Raw genomic sequence first — 21,190 nt, 5'->3', positions numbered from 1 at the left:
TGCCCTTAATGACCACAGCCATCTTTGCTATGAACGTGGCCATGTGCTAGCTCTTCGGCTGTTGCTTCACGAACAGAGATAACCTCCACATCAAATGTCAGTGTTTTTCCTGCAAACGGGTGGTTGAGGTCGCAATCCGCGTTAAAACGGCCTACTTTTACAACCGTCACTTGGTGACGGCCTTGATTTGACTCAACAATAGCGGGCATACCAGGTTTCCAAACTTTATTGTTGCCCAAGCCTTGCAAGTGCTTAATTGGAACCCGCTGAATAAGGCCTTCTTTAAATTCACCATACGCATCTTCAGGCGCTAAAGTAACACTGAATTTATCTCCACTAGTTTTGCCTTCCAACGCATTTTCAAGGCCAGGCAGCATGCTATCGTTGCCATGTAGGTAAGTAAGTGCTTCATCAGTGGTACTTGTTTCAATTTGCTCTTCCGCTTCACTTAATGTGTAGTGAAATTCAACCGCGGTATTTTTGGCTATTTGCATAACTATCTCGTTTTCTATCCATTTGCTGTCATTTTACGTGAGCATAGCACTTAGAGCTAGCGATTCGAGCGAGTTTCTGGCTTTACAAGTTGTTCAAGGTCAGATAAAAAAACGCTCTTATTCGGTTTTTTTGGGGTTTCGTTGGCTTTTGGTAAATGTAAAATGAGTACTTTACCGGGTTTTAACACTTTATTCGCGTTAAGTTCATTCCACACTAAAAGGTCTTTGACTGACACTTTATAGTGTTTACTTATTTTCCATAATGAATCACCGTCGTTAATGGTGTGGTGAAACTCCATGGTCAAAGGTTTAGGTTGCTGAACTTTCGCAACGTAGGGGCTAATCTTGTAGTCCACGAGTAAATTACCAAATTTCTGAGTTTGTTTTACCTTTAACACTTCGCCAATGCGTATCATATCGCTTTGTTTATTATTCAAAAGCTTAATGTTACTGATAGAGGTGTTAAAGCGTTGAGCGAGTCGATAAAGTGTATCATTGCTGCGAACAGTGTATGTTTGGCTAAAGTATCGTTGAAAAAAATCACTTTTTATCAAACTTTGCTCACTAAAGGGGAGTAATATTTTATGTGGGCCATTTGGTGAGCTTTCATGGAGCAAATAGCCCGGATTTAGTTTGTGTAGAGCTGCTTTTCTGACTCCTGATATTGATGCCAAAATTGAAAAATCAAACTGTTGACCGATATCTAAAGGGCTAGTGAGTGCATAGTTTGGTAATTTAGGGCGTTTAAAATTAGGGTGTTCGGTTTGCAATAAATAACTCAGTGCCATTAACTTTGGTACATATTCTGCCGTTTCTTTAGGTAAAGATAAGTGCCAAAAATTCGTGCTTTTACCTCTGCGTTTATTTCGTGCAATGGCTTTTTTTACACGCCCTTCACCACTATTATATGCAGCTAATGCATGTAACCAATTACCATTAAAACGTTTATGCAAATAACTTAAATACTCTAGTGCTGCATGTGTTGACGCTAGCACATCCTTTCTTCCGTCGTACCATCTATCAGTGGTAATGCCAAAATGATAAGCCGTTGCATTGACTAGCTGCCATGCTCCAACAGCGTGCTCTGAAGAAACAGCTTCAGGTCTAAAATCACTTTCAACAAAAGGCAAAAGTACTAACTCCATAGGGAGGTTACGTCGCTCTATCTCTTCTACGATATGATAAAGGTAAGGACTTGCACGCTTAGACACTGAAACTAGATAGTTTGGTTGTGATAAATACCAATTGAGTCGCTTTTTTAGCCGCTCATTTGGATCATTTGCAAAGCTCAGTTTAGTGCTAATTCGTAGCCAAAGATCGGTGATTTTAGGTTTCTTTGCCACTTCAGGTAACACTTTTACTGGTGCTATCTCGGTACTTTCTGAGTTGGATTTTAAATTTTCTTTGGTAGTTTGAGTTAGCAACAATGATTGACTTATCGCTGCGACATCTTGTTGAGTGGGTGCTTTAGGTTTTGTTGATTGACAAGCACAAAGCAACAATATCAAAAGACCGATCATGCAGTGATACTTTAGCTGCATTTTTTGTGGTTTTACGTTAATGCAGCACATCATTTTGGTTCTTTGTTGATGCGCTTAAACGGCGCTGGGCGAGTTGATAGTAATTCAGTAAGCGTGCTTGCTCATCATCATCCAGATTGTGGTAATGAGTCATAAAGTATTGCTTTGCTTCGGTGACATCAAGGCCTTGAGTAAGTGCTAAGAGGAAAGTTATAGGCTGGCTCAATGCCTCTTTTTTATAAGGTTTACCATATGACGGCAGTAGCCAATTGATTCTGTTATCAGTTTGTAGGTTTTTAAGTTGATTTAGCCATGTAGATAGCCGCTCATGTCTCACATCCGGCAAGATATCAACGCTATTACCTGCTAACAACGCGCCATTGATAGGATTGAAAATAAACACATCACCCGTGCTAAAAGCACGTTTGGTATTGAGGATTAATTTATTTTCACCGAGCTGTAGCATATGCTGCGTGTTAGGAGGTAATACTGATGGCGCCTGCAAGCTTAGATTTTGCCAATCAGCTAATCGTTGCTTTGCTATTTCAATGTGTGCTTTGAGTTGTGGATTGTCTTGTTCAGACAAAGATAGTCGCTTGGTGCTCAGTGAAATGCTTTTTTCGTGAAGTGACAACTGCTGCGTTAGAGCTTGTTGATAAAGTACTAAGTTATCTGCAACGGTTTCTCCTGCATACCATTTTGCACTTGGAAATGCGCGTTGTAACATTGCCATGCCGGTTATTTGATGAGCTTCAGCTGAGGGGCTAAGTAAGTAACAAACAGGTACTTGTAATTTGCGCTTGGCAGTATTAATCATTTTTTCCAGCGCTACAAAATTACCATGCGCATTGATAATTGCGGCACACCGCTTACCAATGATGATAGCTTGATTTGCCTGAATATAACGCGCGACTTTAGGTGGTGATACTAACCAAGTCGTATCATCAACATTATGCCATTGATTAGCATAAGTTATGCTAGTAAGTAGGCACAGCGCAGCTGCAAAAATTAAACGCATAGTCGCCTTTTATTTATAACAAAAGAGATGATAATTTAACCGAAAATGCGTTCATTGGGAAGTAGCTAATGATTGTCTAAATATACTGAAAGCTTATCAATAAGGGCTTGTTGTTGACTTTGTTGAGATTTATTGGACTGTTGCTGTGCTTGTAAGTCGTGGCATAAATGCAGAGCTGCTAGCAGCAGTGCATTTTGCTCGTTTCTGACCGTTGAACGTTGCTTCATATCTTCAACTCTTTTATTTAGTAAAGCAACAGCATCGAGGAGCACTTGCTCTTGCCCCTCGGTACAGGCAAATTGATGAGTCTTACCTAATAAGGTGACTTCAACCTGATTGCTTTTCTCAGTCATTAGCTAACCTGAGTCGCACTTTGTAGCTTTTCTAGCAAATTAGCTAAAGTGTTACTTGTATCTTTTTGCTTTTCTTCACTTTCAAGGACTTCTAATTGTAAAGTTTCATTTTCATCAATTAATTTAGTCTTTTGTTCTTTAAGCTCAGAAAGTTCGTTATTTAAACGATTATTTTGAGCAATAAGTTGATCAATTAGCTGTTCGAGTTGGGGAAGTGTTTCATTATTCATAAATGCGCTCTTATCACAGTGTTTTGTCATGCAAATGTAAAACAAAGTCGCCTCGGATGCTAGTGAATACACGGCTTTATACTGATTTTTATGTGACTTTGAGTGATAATAGCGCTAATACATCATTATATTCAGAAACGGTTCAGCAAAATTGCACCGTTTTAGCAACAGGCGACACTATGCTTAGCTATCGACATTCATTTCATGCAGGTAATCCTGCAGACATTATAAAACACTTGGTATTGGCACATGTGCTCGAGTATATGACGCGTAAAGAGGCTGGGTATGATTATATTGATACACACTCAGGAGCAGGGTTGTTTGAGCTTAACAGTGCTGACGCACAAAAAACGCAAGAATACCAACAAGGCATTGCTAAGCTTTGGGAGTATCAAGGTGAGAGTAGCGCACTTGTAGATTATGTGAACTTAATAAAATCATTTAACAACGAGTCTTTGGCGTTTTACCCTGGCTCACCAAAAATTGCTGAGCGTTACTTACGTCGACAAGACAAAGGCTGGTTTTTTGAATTGCACCCTAAAGATTTACAATTGCTTGAACAAAATATGCAAGGTAAAAAATCGTTACGAGTACGAGGGGAAGATGGGTTTAAAGGGTTATTAGGATTAGTTCCCCCGGCATCTCGACGGGCCTGCATATTGATGGATCCACCCTATGAGATAAAAACGGACTACCAACAGGCTGCGTTAATGATCAACAAAGCCTATAAACGCTTTTCATCTGGTACTTATATGATTTGGTATCCAGTTGTTGATCGCCAGCGCATTGATCTCTTAGAGCAAACACTGATAGATTCCGGGATGAAAAACATACAATTGTTTGAACTTGCAACAGAGCAAGATACACAGCTACATGGTATGACCGCATCAGGTATGATAGTGATAAACCCACCATGGACTTTGAAAAAAGCAATGGATGAGGTATTACCCGAGCTGGTTGAACTGTTAAGTCAAGATAGTGGTTTTTTTAGAATTCAGCAGTTAGTTGATGAATAAAATATGAGTTTGGTTAAATAACCTCAGCTCTGGATAAGCGAATTTGCTCAATAAAGCTATTTTTCTCACTCTCGGCGTTGCTTTCATTTGTAATAGCCCGCTATGACTGCATAAAAGCGCCTTGATATTGAACAAAATATCATCATTGGATTGTACGTAATGTTTGGTTACAAAATATTTTTATTCCAAAACCCTTATCCAAACCTGAAGCTAAATACGCTCAAAGCTAGCCCCTATTTTTAGGGGCTTTGTATGATTATTTTTTTACAAACTTGGTCAGAATAACAATACGTTGACCATCGACCCTACCTTCAATATGTTCCGGGTTTGAGGTTAGTCCGATATTTCGAACCGCAGTCCCTCTCTTGGCTACTAAAGAACTGCCTTTAACATCTAAATCTTTGATCAAAACCACGGTATCACCCGCATTTAAACGCACGCCATTACTGTCTTGGTGAATAACTTCTTCTTCCTGAGCTAATGCTTGTTCTGCCCAGCTGCGAATTTCATCTTCTAAATAGAGCATATCTAATGCATCTTGTGCCCATCCATTTTCTACAGATAAGCGTTTCAACATGCGATAGGCCACAACTTGTACAGCAGGTACTTGGCTCCACATGCTATCATTTAAGCAATGCCAATGGTTCACATCTAAATCACGCTTTTCTTCTATTTGAAAAAGGCAGCTTTGGCATAAATAAACACTCTTATCAGAGTGTGCTTCAACAACAGGAGGCACTTCATAAACAGATAGCTCACTTGTACTTGTGCATAACTCACACTGATTTGTGCTGCGTGTTTGGAGGGTCGCCTCGATACTCATAACTTTTTCCGTCGGCAAAACCCGCATTATACTGCTCAGTTTGATTGTGTGCCAGTGGAAGAGAGTGTTTGTGCGCCGTGTTTAATGATTACTTCAACAACCCGTACCATAGTAATAAATATTTGCACCATCAATTTTAGCTTCGCGTAAAATAGCATTCTCTACTTTTTAGGTAAGATACCTAGGTGCACGAGATCATACGTATAATAGGGGAAATAGCTTCTTAAACCACTGACACTGTAGTAGTTGTGTATATGTATTTGCGCTTGACAGGTCGCTGACGCAAAAAGCAGCTATGATTATTAAAGTCCGCATAAAAAATTATACTCGTATAAAAAATTCACTGTAGGAAATTTTATATATTTTCGATTGCATGTTAGCTATCCTCATCGCAATAAACATGAAGTTTTATTTGCTCGGTCGTAGTGGTTAACGTATTCTCAAATAAGGTATCAATTATTGATGCGCTAAAAAAGGAAATAGATGTTAATGAGTGGTACTGTTGCAAAAGTGAAAAACACGGCCGTACAATACATTGCTCGTCAGGCTATTCTAGACACCGAGCAAAATGTCTACGCTTATGAGCTTTTGTATAGAGACTCCAACGATAATGCATTCCCTATGGGCGTGTCCGATGGCCAAGCAACTGGCAGGATGTTTTTTAATTCTTTGATCTTTGTTGGTGTTGAACGTTTGGCTGCGGGTCATTGTGCTTTTATAAATTTGTCTGATGAATCGTTGTTACAAGAGCTTCCTAAATTATTAAAGCCTAATAATCTCGTAATAGAGATTGTAGAGCGGTCCAAAAATATTCCCGAACTCGTAAAAACAGTCGTGGCGCTTAAAAAGAAAGGCTATCGTTTTGCTCTTGATGACTACGATGGGGACGCAAAGTGGCAGCCGCTAGTCGAATTGATGTCGTACATTAAGTTAGAAATAGAAGATCCCATTATCAAAACGACAATGATGATCAAAAAGCTCAAACGCAGTTACCCTGATATTAAAATCATCGTTGAACGCATTGAAACACAAGAGCATTATGCGTTTGTTAAAAATGCAGGAGCCGATTATTTTCAAGGGTTCTTTTTTGCTCGTCCTGAAATGCTAAATCATGGCAATGTTGAACCTTCAAAATTGATCGTGTTTGATTTGCTGCGCTGCACAGCTAAAAGAGATATATGTTTTAAAGAGGTGCAGCAACGTGTTGCAAAAGATTTAAGTTTAACGGCTAGAGTACTTAAACTTGCAAACGCGAAGGCGGGTGAGAATAAAATAGAGATGAAGTCTATTTCACAAGCCGTGGTTTACCTTGGAGAAGATGCTATTCGACAGTTTGTTCGAGTTTTAGCATTGAGTGAGTTAGGCGTTGATAAGCCAGCTGAATTAACCAAAATGGGGCTTATGCGTGCTAAATTTATGCAGCTATTTTTGGCCCCAGGTGGTGATGAAATGGCTGAGCAAGGTTATTTGATTGGCTTAATGTCGGTATTGGATGCAGTATTGGAAGTAGAGCTGTCTATTATTGTTGCTGAATTCTCACTTGATAGCTCATTGAGTAGTGCTTTATTAAGTTATCAAGGCTTGTTGGGTGGCGCTTTGCAATTAACTTTGCAGGTCGAAAAAAATGACTGGCAGGAGGCACAGGTGATTCTAAAAGCAATTCGCCCCGCAACCCAAACAAAGCTGCTGTACAACTTTGCAATGCAAAGCAGGGATTATGCTGATGATGTTTTCTCAGTAGTGAAAAGTTAACTAAACACTAAAGTAAGATTAAGCTTTTTTAAATGTTGTTGTTCTTGATTGAGATCGGCCACCATTAATGAGTGTTCATTAAGCCAATTTGGTTTAAATTCTATCAGCAAGGCATCCGCATAACTGCTGAGCTTTACCTCGGTACACAAGTTATCTTGCCTTTTTGCATTGAGTAATACTGCAAGTCTAAAGAGGCTCAAGAGCTTGGAAAAGTGCCCTAACTCTATTGAACTACATAGTTTGAGTTCTGAAATACGGATTTTTTTGCGATAAAATCGGATCAGGTTACTCAAAAGTTGCTGTTGCTCTTGTGTGAAGCCAGGTAGTTGACTATGGCTGACTATATATGCGCTGTGTCTATGCAATCCTGATGAATTAATAGCAAGCCCAACTTCATGCAACTTCGCAGCCCAGTACAGCATTTGCAAATCTATCTCTTTTAAAGACCAGCTTGATGAAATCTGTTGATAAAACTGTGTTAGCGTATGGCAAATATGTTCACTATGTTGCCTGTCAACATTATAGTGTTCACTGAGTGTTTGAATTGTTCTAGCTCGTATATCAAACGCTTTATTTGTTGAAGTTTCATGTAGTAAGCCATCGCGAAGTGCATGATCACTGTAAAATAATTGCCTTATATCAAGTTGTTCAAAAATAGCTATCAATATAGCTATTCCACCGCAAATGCTGGATTTTCTTTCATCTGATAAGCCCTCAATAGCGAATTCATTACAGTGCTCTGCTTGTAAAATTAGCGTTTTTATTTGTAAGAGTATCGAGTGGGTGAGTATGTGCGTGTTAAAGTGAGCTTGTGCTATGGCACTAAGTGCCTTAATCGTGCCTGATGTACCATAACAGCGTTGCCAACCGAGCTTTTTGTAACTAGCCGTGATGGGTTCTAATAACTGTTGTGCTTTTATTTGTGCTTTTGTAAAACGCTTTTCATTGAGCCTATCTTCTTTAAAAAACATTTTGGTGATATTAACGCATCCCATGTTTCTGCTAGTTAGCAGTTTATGAGTAAAATGCTCACCAATAATTAATTCAGTGCTACCGCCACCAATATCTATGACTAAGCGGTTTCCTTCACTGTGTTCATAATTAGCTACGCCTTGATAAATTAGCCGAGCTTCTTCTTGACCTGATATTACATTAATTTTAAATGGGAAGCACTGCTTAGCTTTAGCCAAAAACTGTTTGATATTTTTACAGTTTCTTAAAGTGTAGGTGGCAACTACTTGTACGTTACTGTGAGGGAAGTTTTGTAAAGTAGCTGAAAATTGCTTAAGCACAGCAAGCGCTCTGTCTATTGCTTCATTGGATAGCACCATGTCAGCACTTAAGCCCGCTGCTAAATTTACTCGCTGCTTTTCTTTATGAAGCACTTGAAACCTGCCATCGACTTCTCTAGCCACTAACAAATGAAAACTATTTGAGCCCAAATCAACTGCTGCTATGGGAGGGTATTCTGTCATAGGGTACTCTTGTTGCTTTCCCACTTTTTAAGGTGATCATAGATGGCAATTTGTGAACGAATTTTTTTGCGATTGCCACGCCTTACGTAGTTATTTTTTTGTTCGGCATCAATGATCCGCGCTTTAGTTCGGTCTCTAAATTGTAGCTCAAGGGTGTCGATAATAAGTTGTTTTAGCTCTTTGCTGTAAATTGGTACACCGACTTCAACACGATGATCTAAGTTTCTGGTCATCCAATCAGCTGACGAAATATATACCAAAGGTCGGCCCATATTTTCAAATACCATAACACGAGGGTGCTCTAAAAATCGATCAACAATACTGATAACTTTAATATTTTCACTAAAACGCGGCAACCCCGGAACTAACGCACACATACCGCGCACAATAATCCGAACTTTCACCCCATGTCGGGCTGCAAAGTAGAGTTTGTCAACTAACTGTTTATCCACTAAATTATTGATCTTTATTGTTATTCTAGAGGTTTCCCCTTGCTCAGCATGTTTCACTTCTTGATCAATCAGATCTAAAATACGGTCTCTTGCATTGAGTGGTGAAATCATTAAGTGTTCAAAATGAAAAGGACGATAACTGCTTTCTATGAAACGAAATACACTATCACACTCTTCACAGATATCTGGGTGGCGAGTAAATAAGCTAAAATCAGTATATATTTTTGCGGTTTTTTCATGAAAGTTACCGGTACCAATATGAGCATATTTGACTATTTTGCCTTTTTCTTTACGGTGGATTATGCACAGCTTACTATGTACTTTTAAAGCCGGGATCCCTACCATAACCTTAATACCAAACTCACTTAAATGCTTAGCCCATTCAATATTATTCTGTTCATCAAAGCGCGCTTTAAGTTCAACCATAACCGTGACATGCTTTCCATTTTTAGCCGCGCTGATCAGTGATGCTATTAACCTTGATTGGCGCGCCACACGATAAATATTGACCTTTATTTGTGTCACATTCGGGTCAAATGCCGCCTGACGAACATATTCGAGCATATGATTAAATGTGTGATAAGGGTAATACAGTAAAATGTCTTGCTCTGTAATGGCACAGAAAACACTGGCATGCTTTTTAAATGCCTGGCTTTGTAGTGGGGGTAATGGCTTGTTTTCTAAATGGCGTCTACCTACATTTGGAAAGGCGATAAAGTCTCTGAAGTTTCGATAGCGACCACCAGGTATTAGGTCATCTTGATTAGTGACGCCAAGGCGCTTTTTCATGACCTTCAGCATGTGTTCTGGCATTGATTCGTTATAAACTAACCTAACAGGCTCTGCATAAAGGCGTTGTTTTAAGCCCTTAGACATCTTATCTAGTAACCCTTCTTCAATCTCATCATCAAGATTATACTGTGCATCACGCGTTAACTTAATTGCATAGCCTTCAATACTGTCAAAATTAAAAAAACTCTTAAATACTTCAGCTAAAAAAAACTGCACAATATCGTCGAGCATAACAATGTGTTTTTGACGGCGCGAACGCTCAGGAGGAAGCTGAACAAAACGAGCTAGTCGATCAGTGGGGATCTCTAAAAGAGCATAGTGCTGTTTTTCACCACTCATGTGAACGAATAGGTAGGTCATGGTGTCATTCATGTTATCTGAATAATCTTTGCTTTCAGCCAATAATATTGGAGACATATTAGGCAAAACTTGATCTTCAAAATAATCTTTTAGCCATGACTGGTGAAACTCTGATAATACTTGTGGTTGGCTAAGGTGAATTTGATGTTTTTCTAAGTCAGCTAAAATTAGTTGATGAATGTAATTGAATTTTTTTCCTAGCTGCAAAACCTTCTGATTAATTTGGCTTAGCAGAGCCTCGTCTTCATCAAAGTTTGTATTAGGTAAGTTGTTGAGCAAGATACGACGTTTTACATCAGCGACTCGCACTTGGAAAAATTCATCAAGGTTATTGGAAAAGATACCTAAAAAGCGAATACGTTCGATAATTGGATTGTTATTATCCTTAGCTTCTTGTAACACTCGTTCGTTGAAGGACAGCCAACTTAATTCTTTGGCAAAATAACTAACCGTTTTAGGCTGAGAAGGCAGAGCTTGCATTGTGACACCCACAAAAAATACGCTGCGTCAAATATAGGTCCACTATGTGACGTAGGTATGACAAGTGTCTTGTAAATTGACAACTTGTCATATAGGAATATTTTTGGTGAAAAGATAATGAAGTGCCTGTGAGTTGCAATTACTCTGTTTCAATATCCACGATTAAATCACTGGTTATGGATTCTAACGCATCAATAACGTTTTCTTTATTCATACCAGCAGGCAGTGTCACTGTGGCAAAAGCACTAAATATAGGTACACCCCAGTTAGGCGCACTTTGCTGACGAGAGTTAAGGTGGGTGATGTTGGCACCTTTATGACGGATTACGCTCGCAAGTTCTTGTACTATACCTTTTCTATCATTACCAGTTATTACAAGGTTAATGGTTTCAGGAGCATTATTATCATTTAAAATATCCCCAGTTTCCATTTTTACATCGAGTCCAGGCAGCGTGCTCAAACCATCCTGAAGTTGTTGCATATGTTCTTCGGCCACTTCTACTTGAACAATCCCTGCAAACTGCCCTGCCAAGTGGCTAAGGTTACTTGTGAGCCAGTTGCCGTGATGCGCTAGTACGGCTGAAGATATCTCTTCTACCAGACCGGGTCGGTCCTTTCCTATTATTGTTAAAACTAACTGCTTCATAATGCGTGTCTCTTTAATTATTTTTGCTATTCAAATAAGCATAGCTGTGGAAAAAAAACGGTTTAAGAAAATGAGGGTACAATCCTTATACATAGCCTACAAAGGTAGATACCGCGCTCTAAGATTAGTTCACCAAACTATGATGTCCAACAGAATTATTTGTTAGTTTGTAAAGAAATGAAAACGATTTCTACTTACGTGTATGTATGTATGTATGTATGCTTGTTTGATGTATGTACTTTCTAATTCATAGTGATGTAATGTCTCAAAAAGAGGTATGTAGAGTTGTATTGTACGTGAATAATGAATAATCATGTGGCGAGATGGCTTAGAAAAAAGCCGTTACAGCTCTTTTTTTGCTCAATCATTGAAGTGAGTGGCTCGTTAATCAGTAGAGTAATATAGCGCAACTTTGGTAACTAACTCGACAAAACACTTAGTGACGAATGCTCTTTTTTCTTTTATGAGCGTAATAATACCGTCACAAATAATACCTTATATTATAATGCTTGGTCGAACTTGATGTAACACAACTGTCATCTTGATGAAATATAATGCCCGCCAACTTTAAAATGAAAGGGTGTTTTGATGTCTTCCAATCCGCAGAAACCGTCTTTTAAAACGGATAGAAGCCGTCTATTCAAAGACCGGTTTGCACAGTTTGGTATATCAGCTGGTGGAGTGATGGTGTTGATCGCATTATTGTTGATCTTCTTCTATTTACTCTATGTAGTTCAGCCAATATTTGAATCAGCAAAAGTAGAAAAGCGTGTTGATGTCACGTTAAGTAATGCGCAACAATATGTTGGTGTTGGTGTTGAGGAGCAAACTGAAATTGCTTATTTATTAAGTAATACAGGGCATGTAGACTTTTATCATGTTAAAGGTAAGCAGGCCGGTGGGCTGATTGAACGTCTTTCTGTTAATCTTGATGGACAAGTGACTAGTGTCGCTAAAAGTGCTCCTTTTCTAGGGCAATATGCGTACGGCTTAGATAACGGTCAAGTTAATTTAGTCAAGCCTTCGTTTTTAGTCACCTTTCCCGGTAATGAGCGTGTTATTTCGCCGCGCTTAAGCTACCCCCTTGATGGCAAACAACTACTTGTTGATGAGCAAGGCGAAGCGATACAGCGTTTTGCATTCAGCCATTATGAAGATAAAACAGCCGTTGTGGCTTTAACCGCAGATAAACGCATTATTTTTGCTTCATTTACGGCTGAAGAAAACATGTTTAGCGGTGAAGTAGAGTGGGTGGTTGAGCGCACTGAGCTTGAAATTGATGGCCGGATTGACGAACTACTTATTACACCTGATACCACACGTACTTTTGTTCGTTCTGCTAATCAAGTTTATATTTTTGATACGCGTTACCCTAGTGAAGTTGAGCAACTTCAGGTTCTTGCCGCGAATGAAGAAAACGCAAACTTAGTCGGTATCTCTTTACTTGCTGGCGCCAACTCATTGATGCTTGCAAACGATAATGGTGAAGTATCTCAGTGGTTTGAAGTGAACTCAGATACGGGTCGTAAGTTTCAAAAAATTAGAGCGTTTGAGACGCCTAAAAATAGTGAAGTAGATATTTATAGCGAATATTATCGTCGCACATTTTTTACAACCAATAGTAGTGGAGACTTAGGCCTTTACTACACCACGAGTCAGGCGCATTTATGGCAGGGTAAAGTCACTGATGGTGCCATTGAGTTATTCGCGGTATCTCCACGATCTAATGCGGTATTGTTACTTTCAGGTGAGCAGTTATCCGTATTTGATGTACATAATGAGCACCCTGAAGTTACTTGGTCTGCATTGTGGCAAGAAGTGTGGTATGAGGGCTATCCAGAACCGGCCTATACATGGCAGTCAACATCAGCTTCAGACGATTTTGAGTCAAAGTTCTCTTTGGTGCCTATTTCGTTTGGTACTATTAAAGCTGCGATGTATGCAATGCTCTTTGCCGTGCCAATTGCATTGTCTGCGGCTGTATACACTGCTTATTTTATGTCAAGTGAATTACGAAGAGTGGTAAAACCGACAGTAGAAATTATGGAAGCTCTGCCGACAGTAATTCTTGGTTTCCTTGCTGGTCTCTGGTTAGCACCTTTGATTGAAGCTCATTTACCAGCCATTGTTGCATTACTATTGCTACTGCCAACGGCGATTATCGCAACGGCATTTTTCTGGACAAAGCTGCCTGAAAATATTCGTCATAAGGTGCCTGACGGTTGGCACTCGATGCTACTGATTCCGGTTGTGTTATTTGTAGGTTGGTTATCGTTTACTATCAGCAGTGGTGTAGAAGAATGGGTGTTTGATGGTAACGTTCGTCAATATTTAACCAATGAACTTGGCATGACATTTGACCAACGTAACTCTCTTGTGGTTGGAATCGCCATGGGCTTTGCGGTTATTCCAACAATCTTTTCGATTGCTGAAGATGCTGTTTTTAGTGTACCAAAACATTTATCTAATGGTTCACTGGCTTTAGGTGCTACGCAGTGGCAAACATTGGTTAGAGTGGTATTGCTTACCGCTAGTCCGGGTATATTTTCAGCGGTTATGATGGGGTTAGGTCGTGCTGTAGGTGAGACTATGATTGTACTGATGGCAACAGGTAATACGCCAATTATGGATTGGAGTATCTTTCAAGGTATGCGTACGCTCGCAGCTAACATTGCGGTTGAAATGCCAGAGTCAGAAGTGGGAAGTTCACACTATCGAATTCTCTTCCTTGCGGCATTCGTTTTATTTATTTTCACCTTTGTATTTAACACGGTGGCTGAATTTGTTCGTCAGCAGCTTCGTGAAAAATACAGTTCAATGTAATTATTGGAGTTCATGACATGGTAAAACAGTGGTTTAAGTCAGGGTCTCCTTGGATCTGGATGACAGGCGGTGCCGTTAGTATTAGCTTAATCTCGGTACTGGGTTTATTAGCGATGATTGCTTGGAAAGGTCTTAGCTTTTTTTGGCCTTCACAAGTTGTTGAGTTGCATTTAAATGGCTCTGTTAGTGAGCAGGTTGTGATTGGTGAAATTTACGACCGTGAGCAAGTACCTAAATCTCGTCTTGAAGCGGCAGGTTTTGATTTATCAGCATACGACAGTGAATTTATAGAACGTATACTCGTTAAAACTGGTAACCGTGAATATGTAGAGTTAGATTTTCGCTGGGTACTCTCAACTGATATTAAGCAGCAGTCTGCACCTGAAAAACTTGCCGTTTTTGAACGTAGTAAAAATGGTAACTTTTATGGCTATGTTGAGCAGGTTATCGAAAATGGAAATGTAGTCACAGACAACGCAACAGAACGCTTGTATGAGTTAGTTGAGCGTGCTGTTGAGTTAAATGAAGACGCCCTTGACTTACAAAATGGTGATATAGGTCATATAAATTATGAATTAGAGCGCTTACGACTAACAGAAAAAGGCTATGTATTTGATAACGCGTTAACTGACGAGCGAGTGGCGCAATTGCAGGCTAGGCGAGCGCAATTGCGTGACGATTACAAAGTACTTGAAGAGCGTTTATTTGCATTGCGTAAAAAAGCGAAGCGTGATCAGGTTATTGTACGTGATATGCGCGGTGAGTTAGTAACGTTACCACTATATCAAGTGTTAGACGTGTGGTTCCCGAATGATATGGGGTACTTTGCCAAGGTAGGGCACTATTTTACTCAAATTAGTAAGTTTGTGAGTGACGATCCTCGCGAGGCTAACACCGAAGGTGGGGTTTTCCCGGCCATATTTGGTACCGTCTTTATGGTTATGCTAATGGCTGTAATTGTGACGCCGTTTGGAGTAGTTGCTGCAATATACTTACATGAGTATGCCGCGAAAAATGCGGTGACAAAAATGATTCGAATTGCTGTTATTAACCTAGCGGGTGTACCCTCAATTGTATATGGTGTGTTTGGTTTAGGCTTCTTTGTATATATGCTTGGTGGGTCTATTGATGAATTATTCTATCGAGAAGCCGCGCCGAGTCCTGTGTTCGGTACCCCCGGCGTGCTTTGGTCAGCATTAACTTTAGCTATTTTAACGTTGCCTGTGGTTATTGTATCTACAGAAGAAGGGTTATCACGTATTCCTAGTACAGTGCGCCATGGCTCTCTTGCTCTAGGTGCAACTCAGGCAGAAACGTTATGGAGAATTATTATACCAATGGCAAGCCCTGCTATTATGACGGGTCTGATTTTGGCTGTTGCACGGGCAGCGGGTGAAGTTGCACCACTGATGCTGGTTGGTGTCGTGAAAATGGCACCAACTTTGCCGCTAGATGGTAACTTCCCGTATATTCATTTAGACCGTAAGTTTATGCACTTGGGTTTCCATATTTATGATGTGGGTTTTCAAAGTCCAAATGTAGAGGCAGCACGACCATTAGTCTATGCAACTGCATTTTTGTTAGTGACCGTGATTATTACATTGAACATTACTGCGATTGGTATTCGTAACCATTTACGTGAGAAGTTCAGATCACTAGAACATTAATAGTAAAGATTTTAAGTAGGTAAAAGTAATGATTACAGTAGCTCCAGAAGTTAATCAGGCCAATGGCCAAACAAAGCTAGATCTTGCAAATTTGACTCCAGAGCAGACATCTCTGCAGATTAAAGACTTAGATCTTTACTATGGTGATAAGCAAGCGCTTGGCAATGTGAATATGCTGATTCCAAAAGGTCAGGTAACTGCGTTTATCGGTCCATCAGGTTGTGGTAAATCAACATTACTTCGTTGTATTAACCGCATGAATGATTTGGTTGATAGTTGCCGCATTGAAGGCCAGATTATTTTGCATGGTCAGAACATTTATGACAAGCGTGTTGACGTTGCTGCATTGCGTCGTAACGTGGGTATGGTGTTCCAGCGTCCAAATCCTTTTCCAAAATCAATATACGAAAATGTGGTTTATGGTTTACGCTTACAAGGTATTAAAGATAAGCGTAAGTTAGATGAGGTAGTTGAAAAGTCGTTACGTGGTGCAGCCCTTTGGGATGAAGTGAAAGATAGACTTCATGATAGTGCATTTGGTCTATCGGGTGGTCAGCAGCAACGTCTAGTTATTGCTCGATCAATTGCAATTGAACCCGAAGTATTGCTGCTAGATGAGCCAACGTCGGCACTAGATCCAATTTCGACTTTGGTCATTGAAGAGCTTATTAATGACTTAAAAAATAAGTATACGGTGGTGATTGTTACTCATAACATGCAACAAGCAGCGCGTGTATCTGATCAGACTGCATTTATGTACATGGGTGAGTTGATTGAATATGCGGATACGAACACGTTATTTACTACCCCATCGAAGAAAAAAACCGAAGACTATATAACAGGTCGTTACGGTTAACTGGCTGATTAAAGGGGTTTAATATGGAACATAATTTAAATAAACACATCTCTGGTCGTTTTAACGATGAACTAGAAAGTGTTCGCAACCATGTATTGAGTATGGGCGGATTAGTTGAGCAACAGCTTAATCTAGCATTAGACGCGGTCAATGAGTGTGATGCAGAAAAAGCACGTAAGGTCAGTGAAAACGACTATCAAGTTAATGCAATGGAAGTAAATATTGACGAAGAATGTACTCGGATTATTGCCAAACGCCAGCCAGCTGCAAGTGATCTTCGTTTAGTGGTAGCAATTGCAAAGACAATTGCTGATTTAGAGCGCATTGGTGATGAAGCAGAGCGTATTGCTCGTGTGGCTTTAGACTCATTTACTAAAGACCAGCAAGACTTGTTGGTTAATATTGAAAATATGGGTCGCCAAGTGTCCAAAATGCTACATGATGTATTAGATGCTTTTGCGCGGATGGATGCACAACGTGCGTTTGAAGTGCATAAAGAAGACGCTAAAGTTGATAGAGAGTATGAAGCGCTTACACGTCAAATTATGACCTACATGATGGAAGACCCACGTTCTATTCCAAAAATAATGGACTTAATTTGGTCTGTACGTTCTTTGGAGCGTATAGGAGATCGCTGTCAAAATATTGCAGAATATGTAATTTACTTCGTAAATGGTAAAGATATTCGTCATATATCTCAAGAAGATATAGAAAAGTCTCTCTAATTTATATTAAATAAGTTGACCTTTACATAGTATGTTAAGGTCAACTTAATCTATCTTATCAATAAAAATCGTTCACAAAGCTGCTCAATGCTGTAAAATCACCTATCGCAAAGCATACAATTATGATTTAAGGGTCAGTTATGCCGACTAATGCGTTTTTAGGGGTTTTTGCAAAATCGCCTATAAAGCCTGTGGAAGAGCACATTAAAATCGTTCATAAAGCCAGTAAAGCTTTAATCCCGTTTTTTAATCACGTCTTCAATGGAGAGTGGACCGAAGCTGAAGCGCTACGGATTCAGATCCGTAATTTAGAGCGCGATGCTGATAAATTGAAGCGAGAAGTTCGCTTACAGTTACCTCGCGGCTTATTCATGCCAGTAGAGAGAACTGATCTACTAGAACTGATTACCCACCAAGATAAAATTGCCAATAAGGCCAAAGACATCGCTGGTCGCGTTGTGGGCCGTGAAATGGTGATCCCCAAATCTATCCAAGTTGACTTTTTAGCTTACTTACAACGTTGTGTAGATGCAACAAAGCAAGCATCTAACGCTATCAATGAGCTTGATGAGTTGCTAGAGACTGGCTTCCGTGGCCGTGAAGTGACCTTGGTAGAAAAAATGTTGGTCGAATTGGATGCGATCGAACAAGATACGGATGAAATGCAAATTAAAATCCGCCAAGAGTTACGTGTTGTTGAAGCTGAACTAAACCCTGTTGATGTGATGTTTTTGTATAAAATCATTGAATGGGTTGGTGAACTGGCAGACATTGCAGAGCGTGTAGGCTCTCGATTAGAGCTGATGCTCGCACGCTAATTTAAGAAATTAAGACGTTTATAATTAAGGTTTTACAATGGAATTCATTGCATCCTACGGCACTGTGCTGATATTAATTGCAGCAGCAGTTGGTTTTTTTATGGCTTATGGTATTGGCGCAAACGATGTTGCTAATGCGATGGGTACGTCGGTTGGCTCAAAAGCGCTAACTATCAAGCAGGCAATTTTGATCGCCATGGTTTTTGAGTTTGCGGGTGCATACTTAGCCGGTGGTGAAGTTACTTCAACAATTCGTAAGGGCATTATTGATGCCACACCTTTTGCTGATATTCCTGAGCTAATGGTTTTAGGTATGATTTCGGCACTTTTTGCCGCTGGAGCTTGGTTATTATTGGCCTCAATGTTAGGTTGGCCAGTTTCGACAACTCATTCTATTATTGGTGCAATTATTGGTTTTGCACTTGTTGCTGTGGGTAGTGAAGCAATTCAGTGGGGTAAAGTTGCGGGTATTGTTGGTAGCTGGGTGGTTACTCCTGCTATTTCCGGTTTTATAGCCTATTTGATTTTTATGAGTGCACAGAAACTCATATTTGACACTTCTGCACCGCTACAAAATGCCAAACGTTATGTACCTATATATATGGGGTTAGCGGGCTTTATCATGTCGCTAGTCACTATCAAAAAAGGCTTAAAGCATATCGGAGTTAATCTAGGCGCCGTTGAAGGGTATGCTTTAGCGATTGGTATTGCGGTAGTGGTAGGACTGGTTGGTAAGATGGCTATTGCTCGCTTGAAAATAGACCCTCAAGCCGATAAGCAAATGCAGTTTAATAATGTTGAAAAAGTATTTGCGGTATTAATGGTATTAACGGCCTGTTGTATGGCGTTTGCACATGGTTCTAATGATGTTGCCAATGCAATAGGTCCATTAGCTGCTGTTGTTAATATTGTTGAGAATGAAGGTATGATGACTGCAAAAGCTGCACTTGCTTGGTGGATCTTACCTTTAGGTGGCTTAGGTATTGTTGCGGGTCTTGCTATTCTCGGTAAAAAAGTAATTAAAACCATTGGTGAAGGGATTACTCATTTAACACCAAGTCGAGGTTTTGCGGCAGAGTTAGCTGCAGCATCAACGGTTGTAATTGCATCGGGTACTGGCTTACCGATATCTACTACGCAAACGTTGGTTGGTGCTGTATTGGGTGTAGGTATGGCTCGTGGAATTGCCGCACTGAATATGGGTGTTATCCGAAACATTGTAGTTTCTTGGGTGATTACATTGCCAGTTGGCGCTGCGCTTGCTATTGTTATATTCTACATTTTAAGAACTGCCTTCGGCGTTTAAACTTAGAAAGACAGACTTTTAGCTTGAAAAGATCTCAGTACCTGGTGCTGGGGTCTTTTTATTTATATGGGTCCTTTTAGTTAATACCAATTTGCAATAACACTTAATCATTTTGGGGAACTGATTTGATGCTAATTGCGTTCAAAACTTCTCATTTTGAAGAATTACATACCAGAATTTTTCCTTGTTTCTAAGTTATTTATCTATCGCAATATCTGATCATTTATTTAATGTAATTGGTAAAGAAGGTTTTACTAGTTAGTTATCATGGTTATACTGAGTGCCATTATATTTCTATGTAAATTCATGTATCGTGACCAACTTGCCAAGTATCAAACAACTTCAATATTTAATTGCCGTACATCAACATCAGCACTTTGGTAGAGCAGCCGAAGCCTGCTTTATAGGTCAGTCTACATTAAGTAGTGCGATTCAGACGCTTGAAGAGACCTTAGGTTGTCAGCTGATTGAGCGTGAAAATCGAAGTTTGATGTTCACCGATATAGGTGAGGAAGTAGTAATACGTGCGAAAAAAATAATCGCTGATACCATGAGTGTAAAAGAGCTAACTAAAAGCTATAAGCACCCATTATCAGGCAAATTGACACTTGGAGTGATCCCCACTGTGGCCAGCTTTATAGCGGCTCCCCTTTATCAATTTTGCTTACAGCAGTTTAATCAATTGCAATTGGTGCTCGTTGAGGATACCAGTGACAAATTATTAGATAAATTAGAGCATGGGCATATCGACATGGCCATGTTGGCTTTACCCTATCATACAGAGCGTTTTCATACGCAAGTATTGGCTAAAGATCATTTTTCACTGGTGCATCACCAAGATTATGAAATTGCCGCTGATGTTAGCGACCTGAATTTACTACCAGATAAAAGTGTTTTTTTGTTAGAAAGAGAACATTGCATGACAGGTCATGCGTTGAGTGCTTGTCATTTAAATAGAAGTGATTGTATTAATCCGTTTGAAGCCGCTAACTTACATACTTTGCTGAGCATGGTTGAGTATCAAAATGGAGTTACTTTTTTACCTCAAATGGCGCTTAATGCGGGTATTTTACAAGGTAAGCCTATTGTTACTAATGGGGTTTTGGGTGATGCATACAGAGAGATTGGCTTATTGTGGCGTAAAACAACGGGTCGGATCCACGATTTTCGTTTATTTAGCGAAAAAGTTGGAGAGTTTGTAAATCAACAGTGTGAGCAAGCAAAAAAAGAAAATTAGAGCGCAAAGCGCTCTAAGAAGGCTCAAATTTATTAGCTGAGCTAAGGTTAGGTAAGAACAATAAATAAACCCAAACCACTAAATTGAAATAAGGTATCAAGCCCAAAACAGCAAATAGCTTACTGGGATAGCCTTTTATTCGCGCATTACGGTAACATTGAATAGCGATTAACGTGTTGATTATAAAAATAAAAATCATTAATTGGTACATGATTACACTCCTAGCCATCCATAAGGTGATGTAACTCAATCCATTGAATGTCCAGTTAAAAAGCAAAAATCAACAGCTTAGCTGGACAGCCTATAATAAGGTAATTATAGATGACTTTACCGGAAGGAAAAGTCGA

General features: G+C 39.7%; 19 protein-coding genes. 9 read left to right on the top strand and 10 right to left on the bottom strand.

The genetic code is table 11. The features are described 5' to 3' along the window. Window positions 1-5 precede the first annotated feature (5 nt). From OCI93_RS06690 to OCI93_RS06670, 5 genes are all read right to left on the bottom strand, one after another. Window positions 6-494, bottom strand: a complete 489-nt coding sequence (locus tag OCI93_RS06690; protein WP_261593121.1) for an FKBP-type peptidyl-prolyl cis-trans isomerase — start codon at window positions 492-494, stop codon at window positions 6-8. Window positions 495-550: 56 nt separating this feature from the next. Next, a complete protein-coding gene (locus OCI93_RS06685; RefSeq protein WP_261626083.1) occupies window positions 551-2,014 on the bottom strand; it encodes a LysM peptidoglycan-binding domain-containing protein in 1,464 nt (487 codons plus the stop codon). 37 nt (window positions 2,015-2,051) lie between these two features. Continuing rightward, complete coding sequence (locus tag OCI93_RS06680) at window positions 2,052-3,032, bottom strand: hypothetical protein (protein WP_261626082.1); 981 nt, start codon at window positions 3,030-3,032, stop codon at window positions 2,052-2,054. A gap of 65 nt (window positions 3,033-3,097) precedes the next feature. After that, window positions 3,098-3,385 (bottom strand): cell division protein ZapA, encoded by a 288-nt coding sequence (locus OCI93_RS06675; RefSeq protein WP_261593118.1) that lies wholly within the window; start codon window positions 3,383-3,385, stop codon window positions 3,098-3,100. Continuing rightward, on the bottom strand, window positions 3,385-3,615 hold the full coding sequence (locus tag OCI93_RS06670; RefSeq protein ID WP_261593117.1) for a DUF904 domain-containing protein: 231 nt from the start codon (window positions 3,613-3,615) through the stop codon (window positions 3,385-3,387). The genes OCI93_RS06675 and OCI93_RS06670 overlap by 1 nt, the downstream gene beginning before the upstream one ends. 179 nt (window positions 3,616-3,794) lie before the next feature. Here OCI93_RS06670 and OCI93_RS06665 point away from each other — a divergent pair, with 179 nt between their 5' ends. Further along, window positions 3,795-4,631: a 23S rRNA (adenine(2030)-N(6))-methyltransferase RlmJ gene (locus OCI93_RS06665; protein WP_261626163.1), complete on the top strand. Its 837-nt coding sequence runs from the start codon at window positions 3,795-3,797 to the stop codon at window positions 4,629-4,631. Window positions 4,632-4,887: 256 nt separating this feature from the next. Here the strand turns inward: OCI93_RS06665 and OCI93_RS06660 are convergent, their stop codons facing one another. Further along, entirely contained in the window at window positions 4,888-5,454 is a 567-nt protein-coding gene (locus OCI93_RS06660) for a PhnA domain-containing protein (RefSeq protein ID WP_261593116.1), read from the bottom strand. Between the two features lie 483 nt (window positions 5,455-5,937). Here OCI93_RS06660 and OCI93_RS06655 point away from each other — a divergent pair, with 483 nt between their 5' ends. Continuing rightward, on the top strand, window positions 5,938-7,206 hold the full coding sequence (locus tag OCI93_RS06655; protein WP_261593115.1) for an EAL and HDOD domain-containing protein: 1,269 nt from the start codon (window positions 5,938-5,940) through the stop codon (window positions 7,204-7,206). On the opposite strand, the gene OCI93_RS06650 is transcribed toward OCI93_RS06655, so the two are convergent. The 3 genes from OCI93_RS06650 to OCI93_RS06640 form a co-directional block, all read right to left on the bottom strand. Beyond that, a complete protein-coding gene (locus OCI93_RS06650) occupies window positions 7,203-8,681 on the bottom strand; it encodes a Ppx/GppA phosphatase family protein (RefSeq protein ID WP_261593114.1) in 1,479 nt (492 codons plus the stop codon). The two genes, OCI93_RS06655 and OCI93_RS06650, sit on opposite strands and share 4 nt — an antisense overlap. Then, window positions 8,678-10,765, bottom strand: coding sequence for a polyphosphate kinase 1 (ppk1, locus tag OCI93_RS06645; RefSeq protein WP_261593113.1), 2,088 nt, complete (start codon window positions 10,763-10,765; stop codon window positions 8,678-8,680). The genes OCI93_RS06650 and ppk1 overlap by 4 nt, the downstream gene beginning before the upstream one ends. A gap of 139 nt (window positions 10,766-10,904) precedes the next feature. Next, window positions 10,905-11,411 (bottom strand): glycine cleavage system transcriptional repressor, encoded by a 507-nt coding sequence (locus tag OCI93_RS06640; protein ID WP_261626081.1) that lies wholly within the window; start codon window positions 11,409-11,411, stop codon window positions 10,905-10,907. Window positions 11,412-11,999: 588 nt separating this feature from the next. Between OCI93_RS06640 and OCI93_RS06635 the strand changes: the two genes are divergently transcribed. From OCI93_RS06635 to OCI93_RS06605, 7 genes are all read left to right on the top strand, one after another. Further along, window positions 12,000-14,234 (top strand): ABC transporter permease subunit, encoded by a 2,235-nt coding sequence (locus tag OCI93_RS06635; RefSeq protein ID WP_261626080.1) that lies wholly within the window; start codon window positions 12,000-12,002, stop codon window positions 14,232-14,234. Between the two features lie 17 nt (window positions 14,235-14,251). After that, complete coding sequence (pstA, locus tag OCI93_RS06630) at window positions 14,252-15,901, top strand: phosphate ABC transporter permease PstA (RefSeq protein WP_261593109.1); 1,650 nt, start codon at window positions 14,252-14,254, stop codon at window positions 15,899-15,901. Window positions 15,902-15,929: 28 nt separating this feature from the next. Then, complete coding sequence (gene pstB / locus OCI93_RS06625) at window positions 15,930-16,757, top strand: phosphate ABC transporter ATP-binding protein PstB (protein ID WP_261593108.1); 828 nt, start codon at window positions 15,930-15,932, stop codon at window positions 16,755-16,757. Window positions 16,758-16,780: 23 nt separating this feature from the next. After that, entirely contained in the window at window positions 16,781-17,482 is a 702-nt protein-coding gene (gene phoU, locus OCI93_RS06620) for a phosphate signaling complex protein PhoU (RefSeq protein WP_261593107.1), read from the top strand. 140 nt (window positions 17,483-17,622) lie between these two features. Continuing rightward, entirely contained in the window at window positions 17,623-18,300 is a 678-nt protein-coding gene (locus OCI93_RS06615) for a TIGR00153 family protein (RefSeq protein ID WP_261593106.1), read from the top strand. Window positions 18,301-18,337: 37 nt separating this feature from the next. Beyond that, the gene (locus OCI93_RS06610) at window positions 18,338-19,606 is read left to right on the top strand and encodes an inorganic phosphate transporter (RefSeq protein ID WP_261593105.1); all 1,269 of its coding nucleotides are present in this window, start codon (window positions 18,338-18,340) and stop codon (window positions 19,604-19,606) included. Window positions 19,607-19,919: 313 nt separating this feature from the next. Next, on the top strand, window positions 19,920-20,843 hold the full coding sequence (locus tag OCI93_RS06605) for a hydrogen peroxide-inducible genes activator (protein WP_261593234.1): 924 nt from the start codon (window positions 19,920-19,922) through the stop codon (window positions 20,841-20,843). A 13-nt stretch (window positions 20,844-20,856) separates the two neighbouring features. Here the strand turns inward: OCI93_RS06605 and OCI93_RS06600 are convergent, their stop codons facing one another. Beyond that, window positions 20,857-21,054: a hypothetical protein gene (locus tag OCI93_RS06600; protein WP_261593104.1), complete on the bottom strand. Its 198-nt coding sequence runs from the start codon at window positions 21,052-21,054 to the stop codon at window positions 20,857-20,859. Window positions 21,055-21,190: the final 136 nt, after the last annotated feature.

Origin of the sequence: Pseudoalteromonas holothuriae (assembly GCF_945859825.1) — a bacterium.
Lineage (GTDB): Bacteria > Pseudomonadota > Gammaproteobacteria > Enterobacterales > Alteromonadaceae > Pseudoalteromonas > Pseudoalteromonas holothuriae.
The sequence above is the reverse complement of the archived record's forward strand: the minus strand, read 5'-3'. Positions and strand labels throughout refer to the sequence as shown.